This window comes from Comamonas sp., from assembly GCF_036643215.1.
In the GTDB taxonomy this organism is placed as follows: Bacteria; Pseudomonadota; Gammaproteobacteria; order Burkholderiales; family Burkholderiaceae_C; genus Comamonas.
Window position 1 is genome coordinate 19,690 of record NZ_JAVXSJ010000023.1, and the last position, 14,195, is coordinate 33,884.

Genomic DNA, 14,195 nt, shown 5'->3' on the forward strand with positions numbered 1-14,195 from the left:
CTAATTAAAAAACCCTCTGCGCTGCGGTCTTCAGGCCGTGACACAGAGGGTTTGTCTTTTGCCATGAAGCCCATTCCTACCCCCAAATATTCAGGCGCCATCACGCAGCAGCTGCGCAAGGACAGGGCTGCGCGCGCCACGACTGAGAACGCACCAGCGCAGCTGGCCTTGCCGTATCTGTCGGGTTATGCACCGTCGTTGCAGAGTAAGGTGCGCGAATGGCTGGTGGCGGGCAAGGCCGGGGAGTGGCTGCTGAAAAAGTATCCGCAGGCCCATGTGGTGCGTACGGATAAGGCGCTTTACGACTACGTTGACGACATTAGGTTGGAATATCTGCGTAATTCGGGTCAATTGCATAAAGTGGCTTACGACAGCAAGATTCATGTGATGCGCAATGCGCTGGGCTTGCACACGCGGCGTTCTATTGCGCATGGAAGCAAGACCAATGCCAGGCATGAGATTCATATTGCGGCCATGTTCAAGCAGGCGCCTGATGCATTTTTGCGCATGATTTGCGTGCATGAGCTGGCCCATATCCGCATCATGGATCACGACAAAGCCTTTTATCAGCTGTGCATGCACATGGAGTCTGAGTATCACCAGCTCGAATTTGATGTGCGCTTTTATCTCAGCTACCTGGATGGCGGTGGTGAACCGCTTTGGGGCTGATCTTGAAGCTCAGGCTGTCACAGCTGCGTTGGGCGATGGCACGTTGACCACCGCACAGCAGCTCGCAGGCAAGGCCAGCCAGCGCTGAGCTGCTGCTTGCAGTGCACTTAAGGTGCCGGTGGTCTGAAGCTGAACCTGCTGTGAATGGGCTTCAGGGGCCAGCAGGGCGCGCTGCTCAAGCATGCGACGCGTCTGGCGGGCGACGGGGGCACCGGTGTCTAGCAGTTGAATATCTGGGCCCAGCAAGGCGCGCAGATCGTCTTTGACAAACACGTAATGCGTGCAGCCCAGCACGAGAGTGTCCATTTGCCCGGTTTTTTGCCCAAAACTGCCTAGAGCGCTTGTGTATCTTGCGCAAAGCGCTCTTATTTCTGTAGTGTCAACCTGCTCTGGCAAAGGCTGCTCGGTACTGCGCTCAATGGCTTTGGCCAGCCCGTCACAGGCTTGCAAATGAAATTCGGCCCGCTCGCTGTGGTCGGCCACCAGCCGTGCCACGCGTTGGCTGTTAATAGTGGCGCGCGTTGCCATCACGCCCACATGGTGGGTCTGGCTGGAAAACGATGCGGGCTTGATTGCGGGCTCCACCCCGATCACGGGCAGCCCCGGCAAGTGGGAGCGAAGCAGCTCCACGGCCGCTGCTGTGGCGGTATTGCAGGCCACCACCAAAATTTTGATGTCGTGCTGTGCAAGCAGGTGTTGGGCAATGGCCAGGCTGCGCTCTCGCACAAAGGCCTCACCACGTGCATCGCCGTAGGGGGCATTGCCACTGTCTGCAAGGTACACAAACTGCTCGTGTGGCAGTTCATGGCGTAGTGCCTGCAACACGCTGAGACCGCCAACACCGCTATCAAAAATACCGATCGGGGACTGAGAGGTGGGCATGGCGCGGGCGTTGATGTGGAGTGAGGGCAGAGGCGGTCGTCAGTATGCGCCGCTTTGGGCAATGCGGATCTGTGCAGGGCCTTGAATTAGTTCTCATCTTGGCCGCTTTGCGCTGCAGGCAGGCCGCAAAGTGAGCAGAACTGGTCGTTATGCGCCACTTCATGTCCGGCAGGACAGTGCCGGGTGCGTAGCAGTGAAGGGCGTCTCCAGCTTGAAAAGAAGATGCAGAACGCCATGCCGTAAAACAGCATCCAGTGGCCTGAGAAGGTGCGAAGGCCTTGCTGGCTGTCCATCTCGCGTGTGGAGATGGATAAAAAGAAGTTGATAAATGCATAGGCAAACAAGCCGTAGACGGCGTAGCTCATCCATTGCGGGCAGCCTGCAAGCACGTCCTTCCAGGAAAACTTCAGCCGGTTGCCTTTGTTGATGCGCTGGGCGATCAGGACGGCGGGCAGCCACACGACAAAAATGCCTGCGGTGATGCTGGTCATGACGCGGAACTGCATATCCTCCGTCAGCAAGCTTTGCAGCTGGGTGGCGTGGCCTGTGAGTGAGGCAAGGTGAAGGGTCACGCTGCACAGCAGCCCCACACCGGAGAAGAGCAAGAGAGGTAGTAAAAGTATTCGCATGCTTTGGTCCTTCAGCACTTATTGGGCACGTGGAACGGCCAGCTCAATCGTGTGAATGCTGCTGCCAAAGTAGCTCTGGCGTGCAGAGATGCGAGCGGGCAGCGGACCATCGGGCAAGTCGTCAAAAGAGTCCTCATTCAGGCAGAACTCAAACAAAATGTAGTGAACGTTTGGCAATTTGAGCTGCTGGCGGCAGGCATGGCGGCCAGAACCGCGCTTTTTCTCTGCGGTGCTTGTAAACACCACTTCATCGCCCATTAAGCGGGTGTAGGCCATTGGCAGCGTGGCGACCAGATCCAGCCAGAGCACAAAGGTGAAAAAGCAGACGCACAGCGCGGACATCAGCCAGCGCTTGATGGCTCCGTAGTCGGTCCACGGGCCTGCTGGGTGCCAGAGCTTGCGTCGATACAGGCTGCGCAGCCATAGCCCGCCTGCTGTAGTGAGCAGCAGTGCCCCATATAGAGACTGCAGCTGCCAGTGGGCCGTAGGCACAAAGCTGCGCCAGAGGATGGGGGCCAGAGCGCCGATCAGCGACAGCAGAAAAATGGAGATCATCCATTTCTGTGGGGCGGGTGTCTTGGGTTTCCAGAGCCTGTTCATTTTTTAAGATGGCTTTAGACGTTGGCGCATATGGGCATTGGCCAGAGCAACACCGCGTATGACGGGCTGTTGCTGGCGCACCAGCACGAAGCCAGAGTGTAAAAAAAACGGCTGGGCGTTCAAGCTGACGTCCGCGCTGATCTCTTTCAGTCTGCGCTGCCTGGCCAGTTGCTGCAGATATTGCATTAATTGTTTGCCTGCGCCCATCTTTGCATGGGTTGGTGCTATAAAAAAGTGATCAATATAGCCGTTGGGCTGCAGGTCGGCATAACCAGCCGGCTGGCCGTTCGGGTCAATAAGGACAAAGGGTTGCAGCGCCTGCATGCGCGCAGTCCATGCAGGCCAGTCTGGCTGGTCTGGTGCCCATGCATTGAGCTGCTCTGGTGTGTAGTGCGAGGCAGCCAGTTGATGGACAGCGCTGTGAAATATGTTCCACAGCGCTGTTTCATCTCCGGGCTGGTAACTGCGTATATGCATGGGTTGGCAGGTGCTTCGAGTTTGGTAAAAATGAATTCAAACAAGGGGTTGGGGCATGCGGTCAGGGTGTGTAAGTCCTGAAATGACTGGTTTTTATCTGCATGCAACTCGCTGTTTTGATGAATTTTCATGCATCAATTGAAGGTGAACAGTCGTCTAAAGGCAGTTAAATGCTCAGGTTTTTATAGCGGTAAAAAACACCTCACCCCCTAGAATAATCCGCCCATGCCCCTGATTTACCTCATTCTCTTACCCTTTGCTGGCAGCATTCTGGCTGCTTTATTGCCTGCGAACGCTCGTAATAAGGAGTCCACGCTGGCCGGCATCATTGCCCTGGTCTGTGCCGTTCAAGTCGGGATGCTCTTCCCGGAAATGGCGGATGGGGCGGTACTAAGGCAGGAAGTTCCCTGGCTGCCTGTTCTGGGGTTGAATCTCGTGATTCGCATGGATGGCTTTGCGTGGCTGTTTGCCATGCTGGTCTTTGGCATTGGTGCGCTGGTGGTGCTTTATGCGCGCTACTACATGTCACCTGCAGACCCGGTACCGCGCTTTTTCTCATTTTTTCTGGCGTTCATGGGGGCCATGGCGGGGGTGGTGCTCTCGGGCAACATCATTCAGCTGGTGTTCTTCTGGGAGCTGACCAGCCTTTTCTCCTTTCTGCTGATCGGCTACTGGTACCACCGCAAGGATGCGCGGCGGGGCGCACGCATGGCGCTGACCGTGACAGGCACCGGTGGGTTGGCCATGCTGGTGGGTATGCTGGTGCTGGGTCATATCGTGGGCAGCTATGACCTGGATAACGTGCTGGCTGCAGGGCAGCAAATTCGTGATAGCCACCTCTATCTGGTGGCATTGGTTTTGATCTTGCTGGGTGCGTTAACTAAAAGTGCGCAATTCCCTTTCCACTTCTGGCTGCCCAATGCCATGGCAGCGCCTACGCCGGTATCGGCTTATCTGCACTCGGCCACTATGGTCAAGGCGGGGGTGTTTTTGTTGGCGCGGCTGTGGCCAGTGCTGGCAGACACCGATGCATGGTTCTGGATGGTGGGGGGCGCCGGTGCGTTAACGCTGCTGATTGGTGGCTATTGCGCCATGTTCCAGCATGATCTGAAGGGATTGCTCGCGTATTCAACGATTTCGCATCTGGGTCTCATTACTCTGCTGCTGGGTTTGAATAGCAAGCTGGCGGCGGTGGCGGCGGTGTTCCACATCATGAATCACGCCACCTTCAAGGCCTCGCTCTTCATGGCGGCGGGCATTGTGGATCACGAAAGCGGCACACGCGATATCCGGCGGCTATCTGGCCTGCGCTACATGATGCCGATTACCGGCACGCTGGCCTGCGTGGCCAGTGCGGCCATGGCGGGGGTGCCGCTGCTCAACGGCTTTATCTCCAAAGAAATGTTCTTTGCCGAGACCGTTTATCTGGATGCCGCACCATGGGTTAAGACGGTGCTGCCGGTGGTGGCTACTGTGGCGGGCATGTTCAGCGTGGCGTATTCGCTGCGCTATACGGTAGATGTGTTCTTTGGCCCCAAGGCGACTGACCTGCCGCATGAGCCGCACGAGCCGCCGCACTGGATGCGGGTGCCAGTTGAGTTGCTGGTGCTGGCCTGCCTGATTGTGGGCATCTTGCCCGCATGGGCGGTGGGCGACTTTCTGGCGGCAGCTGCTACGCCGGTGGTGGGCGGTGACCTGCCTGAGTACAGCCTTGCCATCTGGCATGGCTGGAATATGCCTCTCATCATGAGCCTAGTGGCGCTTGCGGGTGGCATCTTGCTTTACACACTGCTGCGTTTGCAGCGCACGGCAGGGCATTTCGACACCACGCCCGTGCTGGGCCGTATCAGTGGTCGTGTGATTTTTGAGAATTTGCTGGCCCGCATCACTTGGCTGGGCCGGGCGGGGCGCCGCAATCTGTCTACCCGCCGCCTGCAGTGGCAGATGCTGTGGCTGGTAAGCATTGCGCTGGTCGCTGCGGCGTTGCCGCTGTGGGTCTGGGGCATGAAGCTGGGTAATCGCGGCACTTTGCCAATTTCCTGGGCTTTTGTGCTGCTCTGGGCTATTGGCTGCCTGTGCGCGCTGGGGACTGCCTGGAAGGCCAAGTACCACCGGATGACGGCCTTGATCATGCTGGGCGGCACGGGCCTGTGCACGGTGCTGACCTTCCTCTGGTTCTCGGCTCCCGACCTGGCCTTGACCCAACTGGTGGTTGAGGTTGCGACCACGGTACTGATCTTGCTGGGCCTGCGCTGGTTGCCCAAGCGTGACAAAAACATGCGCGTGGCGGATAACGCTGATGCACGCGCCAAGGCACGCCGCCTGCGTGACCTGGTGCTGTCGCTGATTGCTGGTGGCGGTATGGGATGGCTGGCCTTTGCCATGATGAGCCGCCCCTTCTACGAAAGCTCTTCTACCTTCTTCCTAGAGAACGCTCTGGGCGGTGGTGGTGGCACCAATGTGGTCAATGTGATGCTGGTGGACTTCCGGGGCTTTGATACCTTTGGCGAGATTGTGGTGCTGGGCATTGTGGCCATCGTCATCTATGCCTTGCTGCGCCGCTTCCGTCCCGCGCGTGAGGCGATGGACATTCCTGAGCAGCAGCGCTATGTGCCAGGTGACTTGCAGACCGACTTGCTCAACCCTCGCAATGCTAGCGATACAGCCGTGGGCTACCTGATGGTGCCTGCGGTGCTGGTGCGATTGTTACTGCCATTTGCAGCGATAGTGGCCGCTTACATCTTTGTGCGTGGACACAACCAGCCTGGTGGCGGTTTTGTGGCGGGGCTGGTGTTCTCCGTCGCTTTGCTGATGCAGTACATCATCTCTGGCACACACTGGGTCGAGGCGCACTTGCCGCTGTACCCGCGTCGCTGGATTGCTGCGGGTCTGCTGTTTGCGCTGGGCACGGGTATGGGCTCCATTTTCGTGGGCTACCCCTTCCTGACCAGCCACAGCTTTGACTTTTCGCTGCCGCTGGTGGGGCATGTGCATCTCGCCAGCGCCACGTTCTTTGATATTGGTGTGTTCGCGCTGGTCGTGGGCTCGACCATGCTGATCTTGACGGCGATTGCCCACCAATCGGTGCGCGGCCATCGTTTTCACGCACGCTTGCTGGAAGAGCAGGAACAAGAAGCCAAGAGGGCTGAAGCCGCCGTGCAGGCTGCAACAGCCGAAGCACTGGCACGGGGAGGTATGTAATGGAAATCGTTCTGGCCATTGCCATCGGTGTGCTCACCGGTTCCGGGGTCTGGCTGCTGTTGCGCCCGCGTAGTTATCAGGTCATCATGGGTCTGGCGTTGCTGTCGTATGCCGTCAACCTGTTCATTTTTGCCATGGGGCGCCAAGGGCTGGCCATCAACAAGGTGCCGGTGCTGCAAAACGGCGTGCCCACAGACTTGTCTCACTATGCGGACCCCATGCCTCAGGCGCTGGTGCTGACGGCCATCGTCATCGGCTTCGCCATGACGGCACTGTTTCTGGTGGTGCTGCTCGCATCGCGTGGATCTTCGGGTAATGACCACGTGGATGGTCTGCACTCGCGCAACGAGCAGGAAATGCTATGACGGCCTGGATTGAGTATCTGATGCCGCATTTGATGCTGGCCCCCATCTTGCTGCCCATGCTGACCGCAGCACTGATGCTGTTTCTGCGCGAGGAGCGCCAGCGCCTGAAGCTGGGCATGAATATTCTGTCCACCACCATCAGTCTGGTGATCGTGGTCATGCTGATGGGCTGGACCAATCAGGCGGGCTCCTCCGTCACCATGTCGGTCTATATGCCTGGCAACTGGCCTGCACCCTTTGGGATTGCGCTGGCGATGGACCGGCTCACCGCTCTGATGCTGCTGGTCACCTATGTGGTGGCACTGGCATCACTGGTTTTCTCTGCTGCACGCTGGCACAAGGCGGGGGTGCATTTTCATCCGCTGTTCCAGCTGCAGCTCATGGGCTTGAGTGGCGCTTTCATTACGGCGGACTTGTTCAACCTGTTCGTGTTTTTCGAGATCATGCTCGCAGCCTCTTATGGCTTGCTGCTGCATGGCTCTGGCAGCACACGTATTCAGTCCGGGCTTCATTACATTGCTATCAATCTGGCAGCGTCTTCGCTGTTCCTGATTGGTGTATCCATGCTCTACGGCATCACGGGCACGCTCAATATGGCGGATCTGGCCCGTGCTATTCCGCTGGTGCAGGATGCTGACCGTGGCCTGCTGCACGCCGCTGCGGGCGTGCTGGGAACGGCCTTTTTAATTAAGGCCGCGCTCTGGCCGCTGAACTTCTGGCTGGTACCCGGCTACAGCGCGGCAACCGCCCCTGTGGGGGCGTTGTTTGCACTGATGACCAAGGTGGGCGTCTATGTCATTTTGCGGCTGTGGACGCTGCTTTTCAGCTCAGAAGCCGGTGCATCAGCCCTTTTTGGCGGTACTTGGCTGATTGTGGGTGGCATGCTGACCATGGCGTTTGGTGCCATCGGCATGCTGGGCTCACAGCGGCTGACGCATCTGGCGGGCTTTGCGGCCATTCTGTCGTCAGGCACCTTGCTGGCCGCTACGGGTTTTGGCCAGAATTTGCTGACTTCGGGCCTGCTGTACTACCTGCCTGGCTCCACGCTGGCGGTGGCGTCACTGTTCTTGATTGCGGATGTGGTCGACCGCTGGCGTACCGATGAGGCAGAGGGCGAGCCTTATGAGGACGATGAAGCGCCTTTCCTCAACGCCGAGTTGCTGCCATCTGAAGGCTTCAATCTGGATGATGATGAAGAGTTGCTGATTGGCCGCGCCTTCCCCGCTGCTGCCGCTTTTCTGGGCTTGAGCTTTATGGCGTGCACCTTGCTCATCTCGGGCTTGCCGCCGCTGGCTGGTTTTCTGGGTAAATTCGCCATGCTGACCAGCTTGCTCAACCCCTTGGGTATGGGCATGTCTGCCGGGGTCAACCCCGGCGTGCTGGGCTGGAGCATGGTGGCTTTGCTCATCATCACCGGGCTGATGGCGCTGCTGGCGCTGACGCGCGCCGGTATTCGCCACTTCTGGGCCAACCCAGAGACAAATGCGCCTTCTCTCAAGGTGGCTGAAGGCCTGCCGATTGCGGCTTTGCTGCTGTGCTGCGTGGCCTTGACTGTCAAGGCCGATGATGTGATGCGCTATACCCAGCGCGCGGCGAACGCCCTGCATTCACCGGATGTCTATGTGCGTACCGTGATGGGCCAGGAGCCTGTGCCAGCCCCCAAGGAAAAGAAGGCCCAGGAGGCCGCAGGCCCCGAGGCTGCTGCCCGTGCTGCGGCGCAGGAAATGCAAGCTGAGCCGGTACCGGGCATTGGTGAGGAAAGCGAAAGCTCGGAGGACGCCAAGCCCACGAACGCTGCGACCCAGAAAGAAGAGCCCCGCCCATGAAGCACCTGATGAAATCCATATTTCCTGCGCCACTGCTGTCTGTGGCATTGCTTGTGCTGTGGCTGCTGCTCAACCGCTCAGTCAGTGCCGGGCAGATTCTGCTGGGCCTGATTCTGGGTCTGCTCATCCCCGTTCTGCTGGGTGGGTTGCGGCCATTGCCCGTGCGGGTGAGTCATCCACTGACTATTCTCAAGCTGGCATTTCGCGTGATGCACGACACCTCGGTGTCAAACTTCAATGTGGTGCGGTTTCTTCTGTTCCCGCGCCTGCGCCGTCATTCGGCTGAATTTGTACATATTCCGCTTGAGCTGCGTGACCCCAACGGTCTGGCGGTGCTGGCCATGATTGTCTGCATCACACCCGGAACGGCCTGGGCCGAGATTTCGCGTGATCGCTCCATGCTGCTTATTCACGCGCTGGAGGTTGAAGACGCGCAGCAAGTGATTGACCATATCAAGCAAAGCTATGAGCGCCCGCTGATGGAGATTTTTGAATGAACCCCTGGTTTTATTGGGCGCTGATTGCCTCGCTGTTCATGCTGCTGGCTGCCATGGGCTGCTCGGTGCTTCGTCTGCTCAAAGGCCCGCATGCGCAAGACCGCGTGCTGGCGCTGGACTGCATGTATCTCAACGGCATGCTGGTCATGCTGGTCATGGGCATTCTGTATGACAGCACCAACTACTTTGAGGCCGCCTTGCTGGTGGCCTTGTTTGGCTGCGTGGGCTCAACGGCCATGGCCAAATTCCTGCTGCGTGGCGAGGTGATCGAATGAGCACAGACGTTATTGGAGTGGACTTGCCGCTGTGGGCTCAGATTCTGGTGGCTGTACTGGTGTTTTTGGGGGCGCTGATTGCGCTTATGGGCTCTTTGGGGTTGTTGCGGCTTGAAAGCTATTTTGAGCGTGTGCACGCACCGTCCATCATCGCCACCATGGGCTGCTGGCTCATCATGCATGCCACCTGGATTTACTTTTCCGTCAGTGGTCAGGGCTTTGTCATGCACTCAGTGCTGATCGCCATTTTTGTGGCGGTGACCGTGCCTATTACGACCATCTTTCTCATGCGCGCGGCCTTGTTCCGCTCACGCCGATCGGGCGAAGACGTGCCTCCCACACTGAGTAATCTGGTGCGCAACGAGCCGCTGGATGAAGATGAGGCAGAAGACGCCGAAACCAAAGCCACTGCAGCCAAGGGCTGAGGGCAGGGCCGGAATCACGCCTTTCTTGCGCTAAATTGGCCACCATGCTCAATATTTTTGCCATCTGTCTGGGAGCCAGTCTGGGCGCGCTTTCGCGTTGGGGGCTGGGTCTGTGGCTTAGTACCGGGGCAGGCTTGCCCTGGGGGACTCTGGCGGCCAACCTGATTGGCGGTTATCTGATCGGGGTCTGCATTGCCCTGTTTCAGGCCATGCCTCAGCTTGATCCGGTCTGGAAGCTGGCCATCGTCACCGGCTTTCTGGGGGCCTTGACCACCTTCTCCAGCTATTCGGCCGAAGTCATTGGCCTGCTGCAGCAGCAGCGCCTTGCGGCGGCACTGGGTTGGGCTGCGATTCACCTTGCGGGCTCGCTGTGTATGACCTATGTCGGTATGCTGAGCTGGAACGTCTGGATGGCTCGCTGAGCGGTTGTGCCATTCACCACTATTAAGGCAAATGGCTTTGGCTTTCAGAGGCTAAATACTCTGATGAGCTATCGCTTTGTGAGCGTATAGTGCAAGCATCACATGCACTACAGGTGTGTTTGATATTGAAGTGTTTGATGGATGGGCGGTCAGCGCTACTAAATCCTTGATGATCCCGTAGCCCGTGCTGCTCAGCATTCTAAGAACTGAGGGCTCATGCAAATCTCTTCCCCCCTGTCTGATACCGATCTGGCCAATGCCTGGGCTGAGTTGCACAACCAGGCCCACAACGGCAAAGAGCTAGAGCCTCAATCCAACCGCCTCGCCTTCGCAGACCCGGAATTCATGTTCCGCCGCGAAACCCGTGGCATCCGCATGCAGCTGGAAATGCTCAAGCCCGATCTGACCCAGATTGAGCGCGGCATAGAGCACACGGTCGTGGTCTATGGCAGCGCCCGTTTCATGGACATGGATCAGGCGCAGCAGCAGCTCGCGGAAGCCAAAGCCAGCGGCGATACCCAGCGCATGGCCCTGGCCGAGCGTGGTCTGCGCAACGCCCAGCGCTATGAAGCCGCGCGTTCATTCGCCCGCATCGTGGCGACCGAAGGCATGAAGCAGGAGCCCAGCGAGCGCTTTTACATCTGTACGGGCGGTGGCCCCGGCATCATGGAAGCGGCCAACCGCGGCGCGCATGATGCGGGTGCGCCCAATGTGGGCCTGAACATCTACCTGCCGCACGAGCAGCATGGCAATCCCTACATCACGCCGGAGCTGAGCTTCAAGTTCCATTACTTTGCGCTGCGCAAAATGCACTTCATGATGCGCGCCAAGGCTCTGGTGGCCTTTCCCGGCGGCTTTGGCACCATGGATGAGCTGTTCGAGGTGCTGACGCTGGTGCAGACCCACAAGAGCAAGCCCGTACCGGTGATTCTGTTTGGCACCGAGTTCTGGAAAAAAGTGCTCAACTTTGATGCGCTGATCGAAGAAGGCACCATCTCCGCCAAGGACCTGAACTTGTTCCGCTACACGGACGATCCAGCAGAGGCCTGGGCGCTGATTCAGCAGTTCTATCGCGACGGCTGGAACTGACAGGGCAAAACCTGCAACTCAACAAAAAAGCTGCCTTGGCAGCTTTTTTGTTGCTCACTTATTCATAGCTTTTAGCGTATTTTGGATAAGCGCTGAAGGCTGTTTTTATCACTGAGACGGTGATTTGCGAAACACCAGCGTGCGATTATTGGCTGGCATGGCCTCATCGCGCTGCAGTTGCATGCCGTGCTGTTCGGCCAGCGCCACCACGGTTTCAAAATCACGCAGACCACTGCGGGCATCGCGCTGGCGCAGCCATGCATCAAAGGCCTGGTTGCTGTTGCTGGTAAAGCGGCCGCCATAGTTGAATGGGCCGTAGATGGCAAACACGCCGCCTGCAGGCAGGTGCGTACCCACCAGCTCAAACATTCGCTGGACCAGCGGCCAGGCCACGATGTGGCAGGTATTGCTGGTAAATACCGCGTCAAACCCAGGCTGATCGGCTGGTGTGGGCCAGGCGCTGGTTGCCAGATCAAACTCCAGCGGCGCACGCAGATTGGGCGCAGCGTGGGCGGCATGCCATGCCTGAATGCCGGGGTGGTTATCGGTCAGGTCGCTGGTCTGCCAGGTCAGTTGCGGCAGGCGCGGCGCAAAGTAAACGCTGTGCTGGCCGGTGCCAGAGCCAATCTCCAGCACATGTCGGCTGTCCTGCAGCGCAGTTTGCAGCACCGCAAAAATGGGGGCTTGATTGTTTTCGCAAGCCTGCGCAAAAGGCAGTGGCTGGGTGTGTGGGGGCGTAGTGTGGTTCATGACGGTAGAGGTGGCGCGAAGATCCCTCCATCATGCTCCGCTTAGGACGGAGATTCGAGGTGGTCAGGAGGCGGGCTTGAAGCGCAGCTTGATCTCAGGACGCACGCCAATACCGCCAATTTTCCAGCTGTAAGAGCCAATCCCCAGCACGGGCGTGGCGCTGGCATTTTGCGAGATCACCTCGGCATTGCTGGGCAGGCGGACTTTCAGCTTGCCGTTGACATTGATGCCCAGCTGCGAAAAGTCACTTTTTTCCTTATCTTTGAGTGGTTTGGCCGCAATCGTCATCACGCCGTCCTTGTCGGTATGCACGCTGAACATGTCCAGCAGCCGTAAGGACTCGCCCGCAATGCGCTGGCCCGCGATTTCCAGAGTGAAGCGCGCGTTGCCGTTGTAAACCGCTTTTTTGACATCCGGCTCGCTGCTCATCTGCTGCGCTTCATTGGCCAGCCCCTGCTGGTCTTTTTCGCTCAGCATGCCTTGCTTTCTCAGCTTCATCATGCCCATGGCATCGACGGCTGTGCCCTCAAAGAGATAGCTGAAGCTGGCATCAGGGTGCACATCGACCTTGGCGGTAAAGCGCTCCGGTATCAGGCAGCCTGCCAGCAGCACAGCCATGGCAGTGGCTGTCAACAAAGCAAAAGGCTTGCGCATGTGAACTCCTTGTCGTTCTCGATTTCTGAGGCCTTGCTAATGCCGCTTAGGTGCAGGGCATGGAGGCATCCTAGAAGAAATACGGCGCTGTCAAATAGGGGCTGACATCAGTCAGAGTGCTTTGGAACTTCAAAAAGCATAGCTGCATGCGCTTTTTAGATAGGCGCTGCGGGGCATTTCACTTCAAAACCTTGAAAGCCAGCTGCGGCGCACACCTAATGAGGCTCGTTATTTGGATTCCACTTTCAGCTGGGTAATCGCATCCTTGAAGCCTTGCAGATACTTGGTCCGTGTTTGCTCGGCCAGCGCCGCCCATTGCGACTGCGGAAGGCTTAGCGATTCTGTCGTCAGCTTGGCGGCGAGCTGCGGGTCTTTCGCGGCCTGCACTGCTTGTATGCCGTGCAGATTGATCCAGCGCGGGTCGTAGGCATGGGGCGTTTTTCGGTCCCATTCAACCACCTTGGCGATCAGCTCCTGCGCCTTGTTCAGGTCTTGAAACAGATAGCGGTTGATAGGGCCGCCATAGCTCTGATTCATCACATCTACCGCCTGTCTGGCCGTCGCATCGGTACAGCGATTCGCGTCAAAACGGGCGCGCAGCTGACCTGCATAAAACCAGAAGGCCGCTTCTTCCTGCTGGCCCGCTTTGAACAGCACTTGCGACAATACATAAAACACCGGGGGCTGGAATCGCTCAGGCGCAGCCCGCACTCTCTCCAGCACACCTTGCTGCTGCTGGGCTGTGCCTTGCGACAGCAAACGCAGCGCCTCTTGCCCCAGCTTGGTATCAATTTGCGCAAAGACCCCCTGTGGTGCCAGAACCTGTGCTGCGGGCGGAGATGGAGACTTGGGCGCCGCCGGTGGCGTTGCTGGAGTTTGTGCGTTAGCAAAGCCCCAGATCGCCAATAGCGAACTGCTGACTATCTTTGCTGCGGCAAGCCTCATCCTCAACTCCTTGTGCTGGTAATGATCATCGATCTTGTCCATGTCAGACAAATGCCCGATGTCGCCCATGTGCATCTTAGAGGTGATGTCCTGAATTTCTGTCTCGTATTTACCAATGGGTGGTTGTCACGCGACCGAAAATTTCGATGACTGTACAAGCTACAGAAAATCGTTCAACAGTCATGCAAAGTCTGCTGCCATGCGCATTGCGCTGAAGGTAAGGTATTCATTCGAGAAGCAAGTGCCAGTCGCCTCAGGCCCGGCAAGCCATGCATCCAGCAATGCATCGTTGGCTTGAACTGCCTGTTTAAGAGCTTCAATCTCTGCCATTGAGGCTGAAGAAACGATGGTTTCCCGCGCGAGGTCATCGGTGGCGCCAAATTTCTGCGCGAGTGCAATCAGGTGGCGTAATGAGGCTGGTACACGTAGTGGATCAATCATCTGGAAGCAGATAAGTAGGTTAAAAATAAAAAACCGCCCGAAGGCGGT

Annotated in this window: 17 protein-coding genes; 9 read left to right on the forward strand and 8 right to left on the reverse strand. The window is 57.8% G+C overall.

Annotated elements, in window-relative coordinates; all coding sequences use genetic code 11:
* The first annotated feature begins 63 nt into the window (after positions 1 to 63).
* On the forward strand, positions 64 to 669 hold the full coding sequence (locus RSF91_RS15050) for a YgjP-like metallopeptidase domain-containing protein (RefSeq protein WP_332569182.1): 606 nt from the start codon (positions 64 to 66) through the stop codon (positions 667 to 669).
* 9 nt (positions 670 to 678) lie between these two features.
* On the opposite strand, the gene murI is transcribed toward RSF91_RS15050, so the two are convergent.
* The 4 genes from murI to RSF91_RS15070 form a co-directional block, all read right to left on the reverse strand.
* On the reverse strand, positions 679 to 1,551 hold the full coding sequence (murI, locus tag RSF91_RS15055) for a glutamate racemase (protein ID WP_332569183.1): 873 nt from the start codon (positions 1,549 to 1,551) through the stop codon (positions 679 to 681).
* Positions 1,552 to 1,637: 86 nt separating this feature from the next.
* Complete coding sequence (locus RSF91_RS15060) at positions 1,638 to 2,180, reverse strand: hypothetical protein (protein WP_332569184.1); 543 nt, start codon at positions 2,178 to 2,180, stop codon at positions 1,638 to 1,640.
* An 18-nt stretch (positions 2,181 to 2,198) separates the two neighbouring features.
* Positions 2,199 to 2,735 (reverse strand): hypothetical protein, encoded by a 537-nt coding sequence (locus RSF91_RS15065; RefSeq protein WP_332569185.1) that lies wholly within the window; start codon positions 2,733 to 2,735, stop codon positions 2,199 to 2,201.
* Positions 2,736 to 2,783: 48 nt separating this feature from the next.
* Positions 2,784 to 3,257, reverse strand: coding sequence for a GNAT family N-acetyltransferase (locus RSF91_RS15070; RefSeq protein ID WP_332569186.1), 474 nt, complete (start codon positions 3,255 to 3,257; stop codon positions 2,784 to 2,786).
* Positions 3,258 to 3,482: 225 nt separating this feature from the next.
* On the opposite strand from RSF91_RS15070, the gene RSF91_RS15075 reads away from it, so the two are divergent.
* The 8 genes from RSF91_RS15075 to RSF91_RS15110 all read left to right on the forward strand — a co-directional run bounded on the left by RSF91_RS15075 (position 3,483) and on the right by RSF91_RS15110 (position 11,357).
* Entirely contained in the window at positions 3,483 to 6,458 is a 2,976-nt protein-coding gene (locus tag RSF91_RS15075) for a monovalent cation/H+ antiporter subunit A (RefSeq protein ID WP_332569187.1), read from the forward strand.
* Positions 6,458 to 6,823 carry a Na+/H+ antiporter subunit C gene (locus RSF91_RS15080; protein ID WP_099737638.1) on the forward strand — a complete coding sequence of 122 codons (366 nt, stop codon included), beginning with the start codon at positions 6,458 to 6,460 and terminating at the stop codon, positions 6,821 to 6,823. The genes RSF91_RS15075 and RSF91_RS15080 overlap by 1 nt, the downstream gene beginning before the upstream one ends.
* Complete coding sequence (locus RSF91_RS15085; protein WP_332569188.1) at positions 6,820 to 8,649, forward strand: monovalent cation/H+ antiporter subunit D; 1,830 nt, start codon at positions 6,820 to 6,822, stop codon at positions 8,647 to 8,649. Before RSF91_RS15080 ends, RSF91_RS15085 begins: the two co-directional genes overlap by 4 nt.
* Entirely contained in the window at positions 8,646 to 9,146 is a 501-nt protein-coding gene (locus tag RSF91_RS15090) for a Na+/H+ antiporter subunit E (protein WP_332569189.1), read from the forward strand. Before RSF91_RS15085 ends, RSF91_RS15090 begins: the two co-directional genes overlap by 4 nt.
* Positions 9,143 to 9,421: a K+/H+ antiporter subunit F gene (locus tag RSF91_RS15095; RefSeq protein ID WP_169108103.1), complete on the forward strand. Its 279-nt coding sequence runs from the start codon at positions 9,143 to 9,145 to the stop codon at positions 9,419 to 9,421. The genes RSF91_RS15090 and RSF91_RS15095 overlap by 4 nt, the downstream gene beginning before the upstream one ends.
* A complete protein-coding gene (mnhG, locus tag RSF91_RS15100) occupies positions 9,418 to 9,846 on the forward strand; it encodes a monovalent cation/H(+) antiporter subunit G (RefSeq protein WP_332569190.1) in 429 nt (142 codons plus the stop codon). The genes RSF91_RS15095 and mnhG overlap by 4 nt, the downstream gene beginning before the upstream one ends.
* 44 nt (positions 9,847 to 9,890) lie before the next feature.
* Positions 9,891 to 10,268, forward strand: a complete 378-nt coding sequence (gene crcB / locus RSF91_RS15105) for a fluoride efflux transporter CrcB (RefSeq protein ID WP_332569191.1) — start codon at positions 9,891 to 9,893, stop codon at positions 10,266 to 10,268.
* A 216-nt stretch (positions 10,269 to 10,484) separates the two neighbouring features.
* Entirely contained in the window at positions 10,485 to 11,357 is an 873-nt protein-coding gene (locus tag RSF91_RS15110; RefSeq protein ID WP_332569192.1) for a TIGR00730 family Rossman fold protein, read from the forward strand.
* A gap of 108 nt (positions 11,358 to 11,465) precedes the next feature.
* Here the strand turns inward: RSF91_RS15110 and RSF91_RS15115 are convergent, their stop codons facing one another.
* The 4 genes from RSF91_RS15115 to RSF91_RS15130 all read right to left on the reverse strand — a co-directional run bounded on the left by RSF91_RS15115 (position 11,466) and on the right by RSF91_RS15130 (position 14,147).
* Positions 11,466 to 12,107 carry a DUF938 domain-containing protein gene (locus tag RSF91_RS15115; protein WP_332569193.1) on the reverse strand — a complete coding sequence of 214 codons (642 nt, stop codon included), beginning with the start codon at positions 12,105 to 12,107 and terminating at the stop codon, positions 11,466 to 11,468.
* Positions 12,108 to 12,170: 63 nt separating this feature from the next.
* Positions 12,171 to 12,761, reverse strand: coding sequence for a hypothetical protein (locus RSF91_RS15120; protein WP_332569194.1), 591 nt, complete (start codon positions 12,759 to 12,761; stop codon positions 12,171 to 12,173).
* 228 nt (positions 12,762 to 12,989) lie between these two features.
* The gene (locus RSF91_RS15125; protein WP_332569195.1) at positions 12,990 to 13,748 is read right to left on the reverse strand and encodes a hypothetical protein; all 759 of its coding nucleotides are present in this window, start codon (positions 13,746 to 13,748) and stop codon (positions 12,990 to 12,992) included.
* A 138-nt stretch (positions 13,749 to 13,886) separates the two neighbouring features.
* The gene (locus RSF91_RS15130; protein WP_332569196.1) at positions 13,887 to 14,147 is read right to left on the reverse strand and encodes a hypothetical protein; all 261 of its coding nucleotides are present in this window, start codon (positions 14,145 to 14,147) and stop codon (positions 13,887 to 13,889) included.
* Positions 14,148 to 14,195 lie beyond the last annotated feature (48 nt).

Excerpts from the sequence above, each read along its gene's own strand:
- murI (WP_332569183.1), bottom strand. The coding sequence starts at position 1,551 with ATGCCCACCTCTCAGTCCCCGATCGGTATTTTTGATAGCGGTGTTGGC.
- RSF91_RS15095 (WP_169108103.1), top strand. The coding sequence starts at position 9,143 with ATGAACCCCTGGTTTTATTGGGCGCTGATTGCCTCGCTGTTCATGCTG.
- RSF91_RS15070 (WP_332569186.1), bottom strand. The coding sequence starts at position 3,257 with ATGCATATACGCAGTTACCAGCCCGGAGATGAAACAGCGCTGTGGAAC.
- mnhG (WP_332569190.1), top strand. The coding sequence starts at position 9,418 with ATGAGCACAGACGTTATTGGAGTGGACTTGCCGCTGTGGGCTCAGATT.
- RSF91_RS15065 (WP_332569185.1), bottom strand. The coding sequence starts at position 2,735 with ATGATCTCCATTTTTCTGCTGTCGCTGATCGGCGCTCTGGCCCCCATC.
- RSF91_RS15080 (WP_099737638.1), top strand. The coding sequence starts at position 6,458 with ATGGAAATCGTTCTGGCCATTGCCATCGGTGTGCTCACCGGTTCCGGG.
- RSF91_RS15075 (WP_332569187.1), top strand. The coding sequence starts at position 3,483 with ATGCCCCTGATTTACCTCATTCTCTTACCCTTTGCTGGCAGCATTCTG.
- RSF91_RS15115 (WP_332569193.1), bottom strand. The coding sequence starts at position 12,107 with ATGAACCACACTACGCCCCCACACACCCAGCCACTGCCTTTTGCGCAG.
- RSF91_RS15120 (WP_332569194.1), bottom strand. The coding sequence starts at position 12,761 with ATGCGCAAGCCTTTTGCTTTGTTGACAGCCACTGCCATGGCTGTGCTG.
- RSF91_RS15130 (WP_332569196.1), bottom strand. The coding sequence starts at position 14,147 with ATGATTGATCCACTACGTGTACCAGCCTCATTACGCCACCTGATTGCA.
- crcB (WP_332569191.1), top strand. The coding sequence starts at position 9,891 with ATGCTCAATATTTTTGCCATCTGTCTGGGAGCCAGTCTGGGCGCGCTT.
- RSF91_RS15125 (WP_332569195.1), bottom strand. The coding sequence starts at position 13,748 with ATGGACAAGATCGATGATCATTACCAGCACAAGGAGTTGAGGATGAGG.
- RSF91_RS15060 (WP_332569184.1), bottom strand. The coding sequence starts at position 2,180 with ATGCGAATACTTTTACTACCTCTCTTGCTCTTCTCCGGTGTGGGGCTG.
- RSF91_RS15090 (WP_332569189.1), top strand. The coding sequence starts at position 8,646 with ATGAAGCACCTGATGAAATCCATATTTCCTGCGCCACTGCTGTCTGTG.
- RSF91_RS15110 (WP_332569192.1), top strand. The coding sequence starts at position 10,485 with ATGCAAATCTCTTCCCCCCTGTCTGATACCGATCTGGCCAATGCCTGG.
- RSF91_RS15085 (WP_332569188.1), top strand. The coding sequence starts at position 6,820 with ATGACGGCCTGGATTGAGTATCTGATGCCGCATTTGATGCTGGCCCCC.
- RSF91_RS15050 (WP_332569182.1), top strand. The coding sequence starts at position 64 with ATGAAGCCCATTCCTACCCCCAAATATTCAGGCGCCATCACGCAGCAG.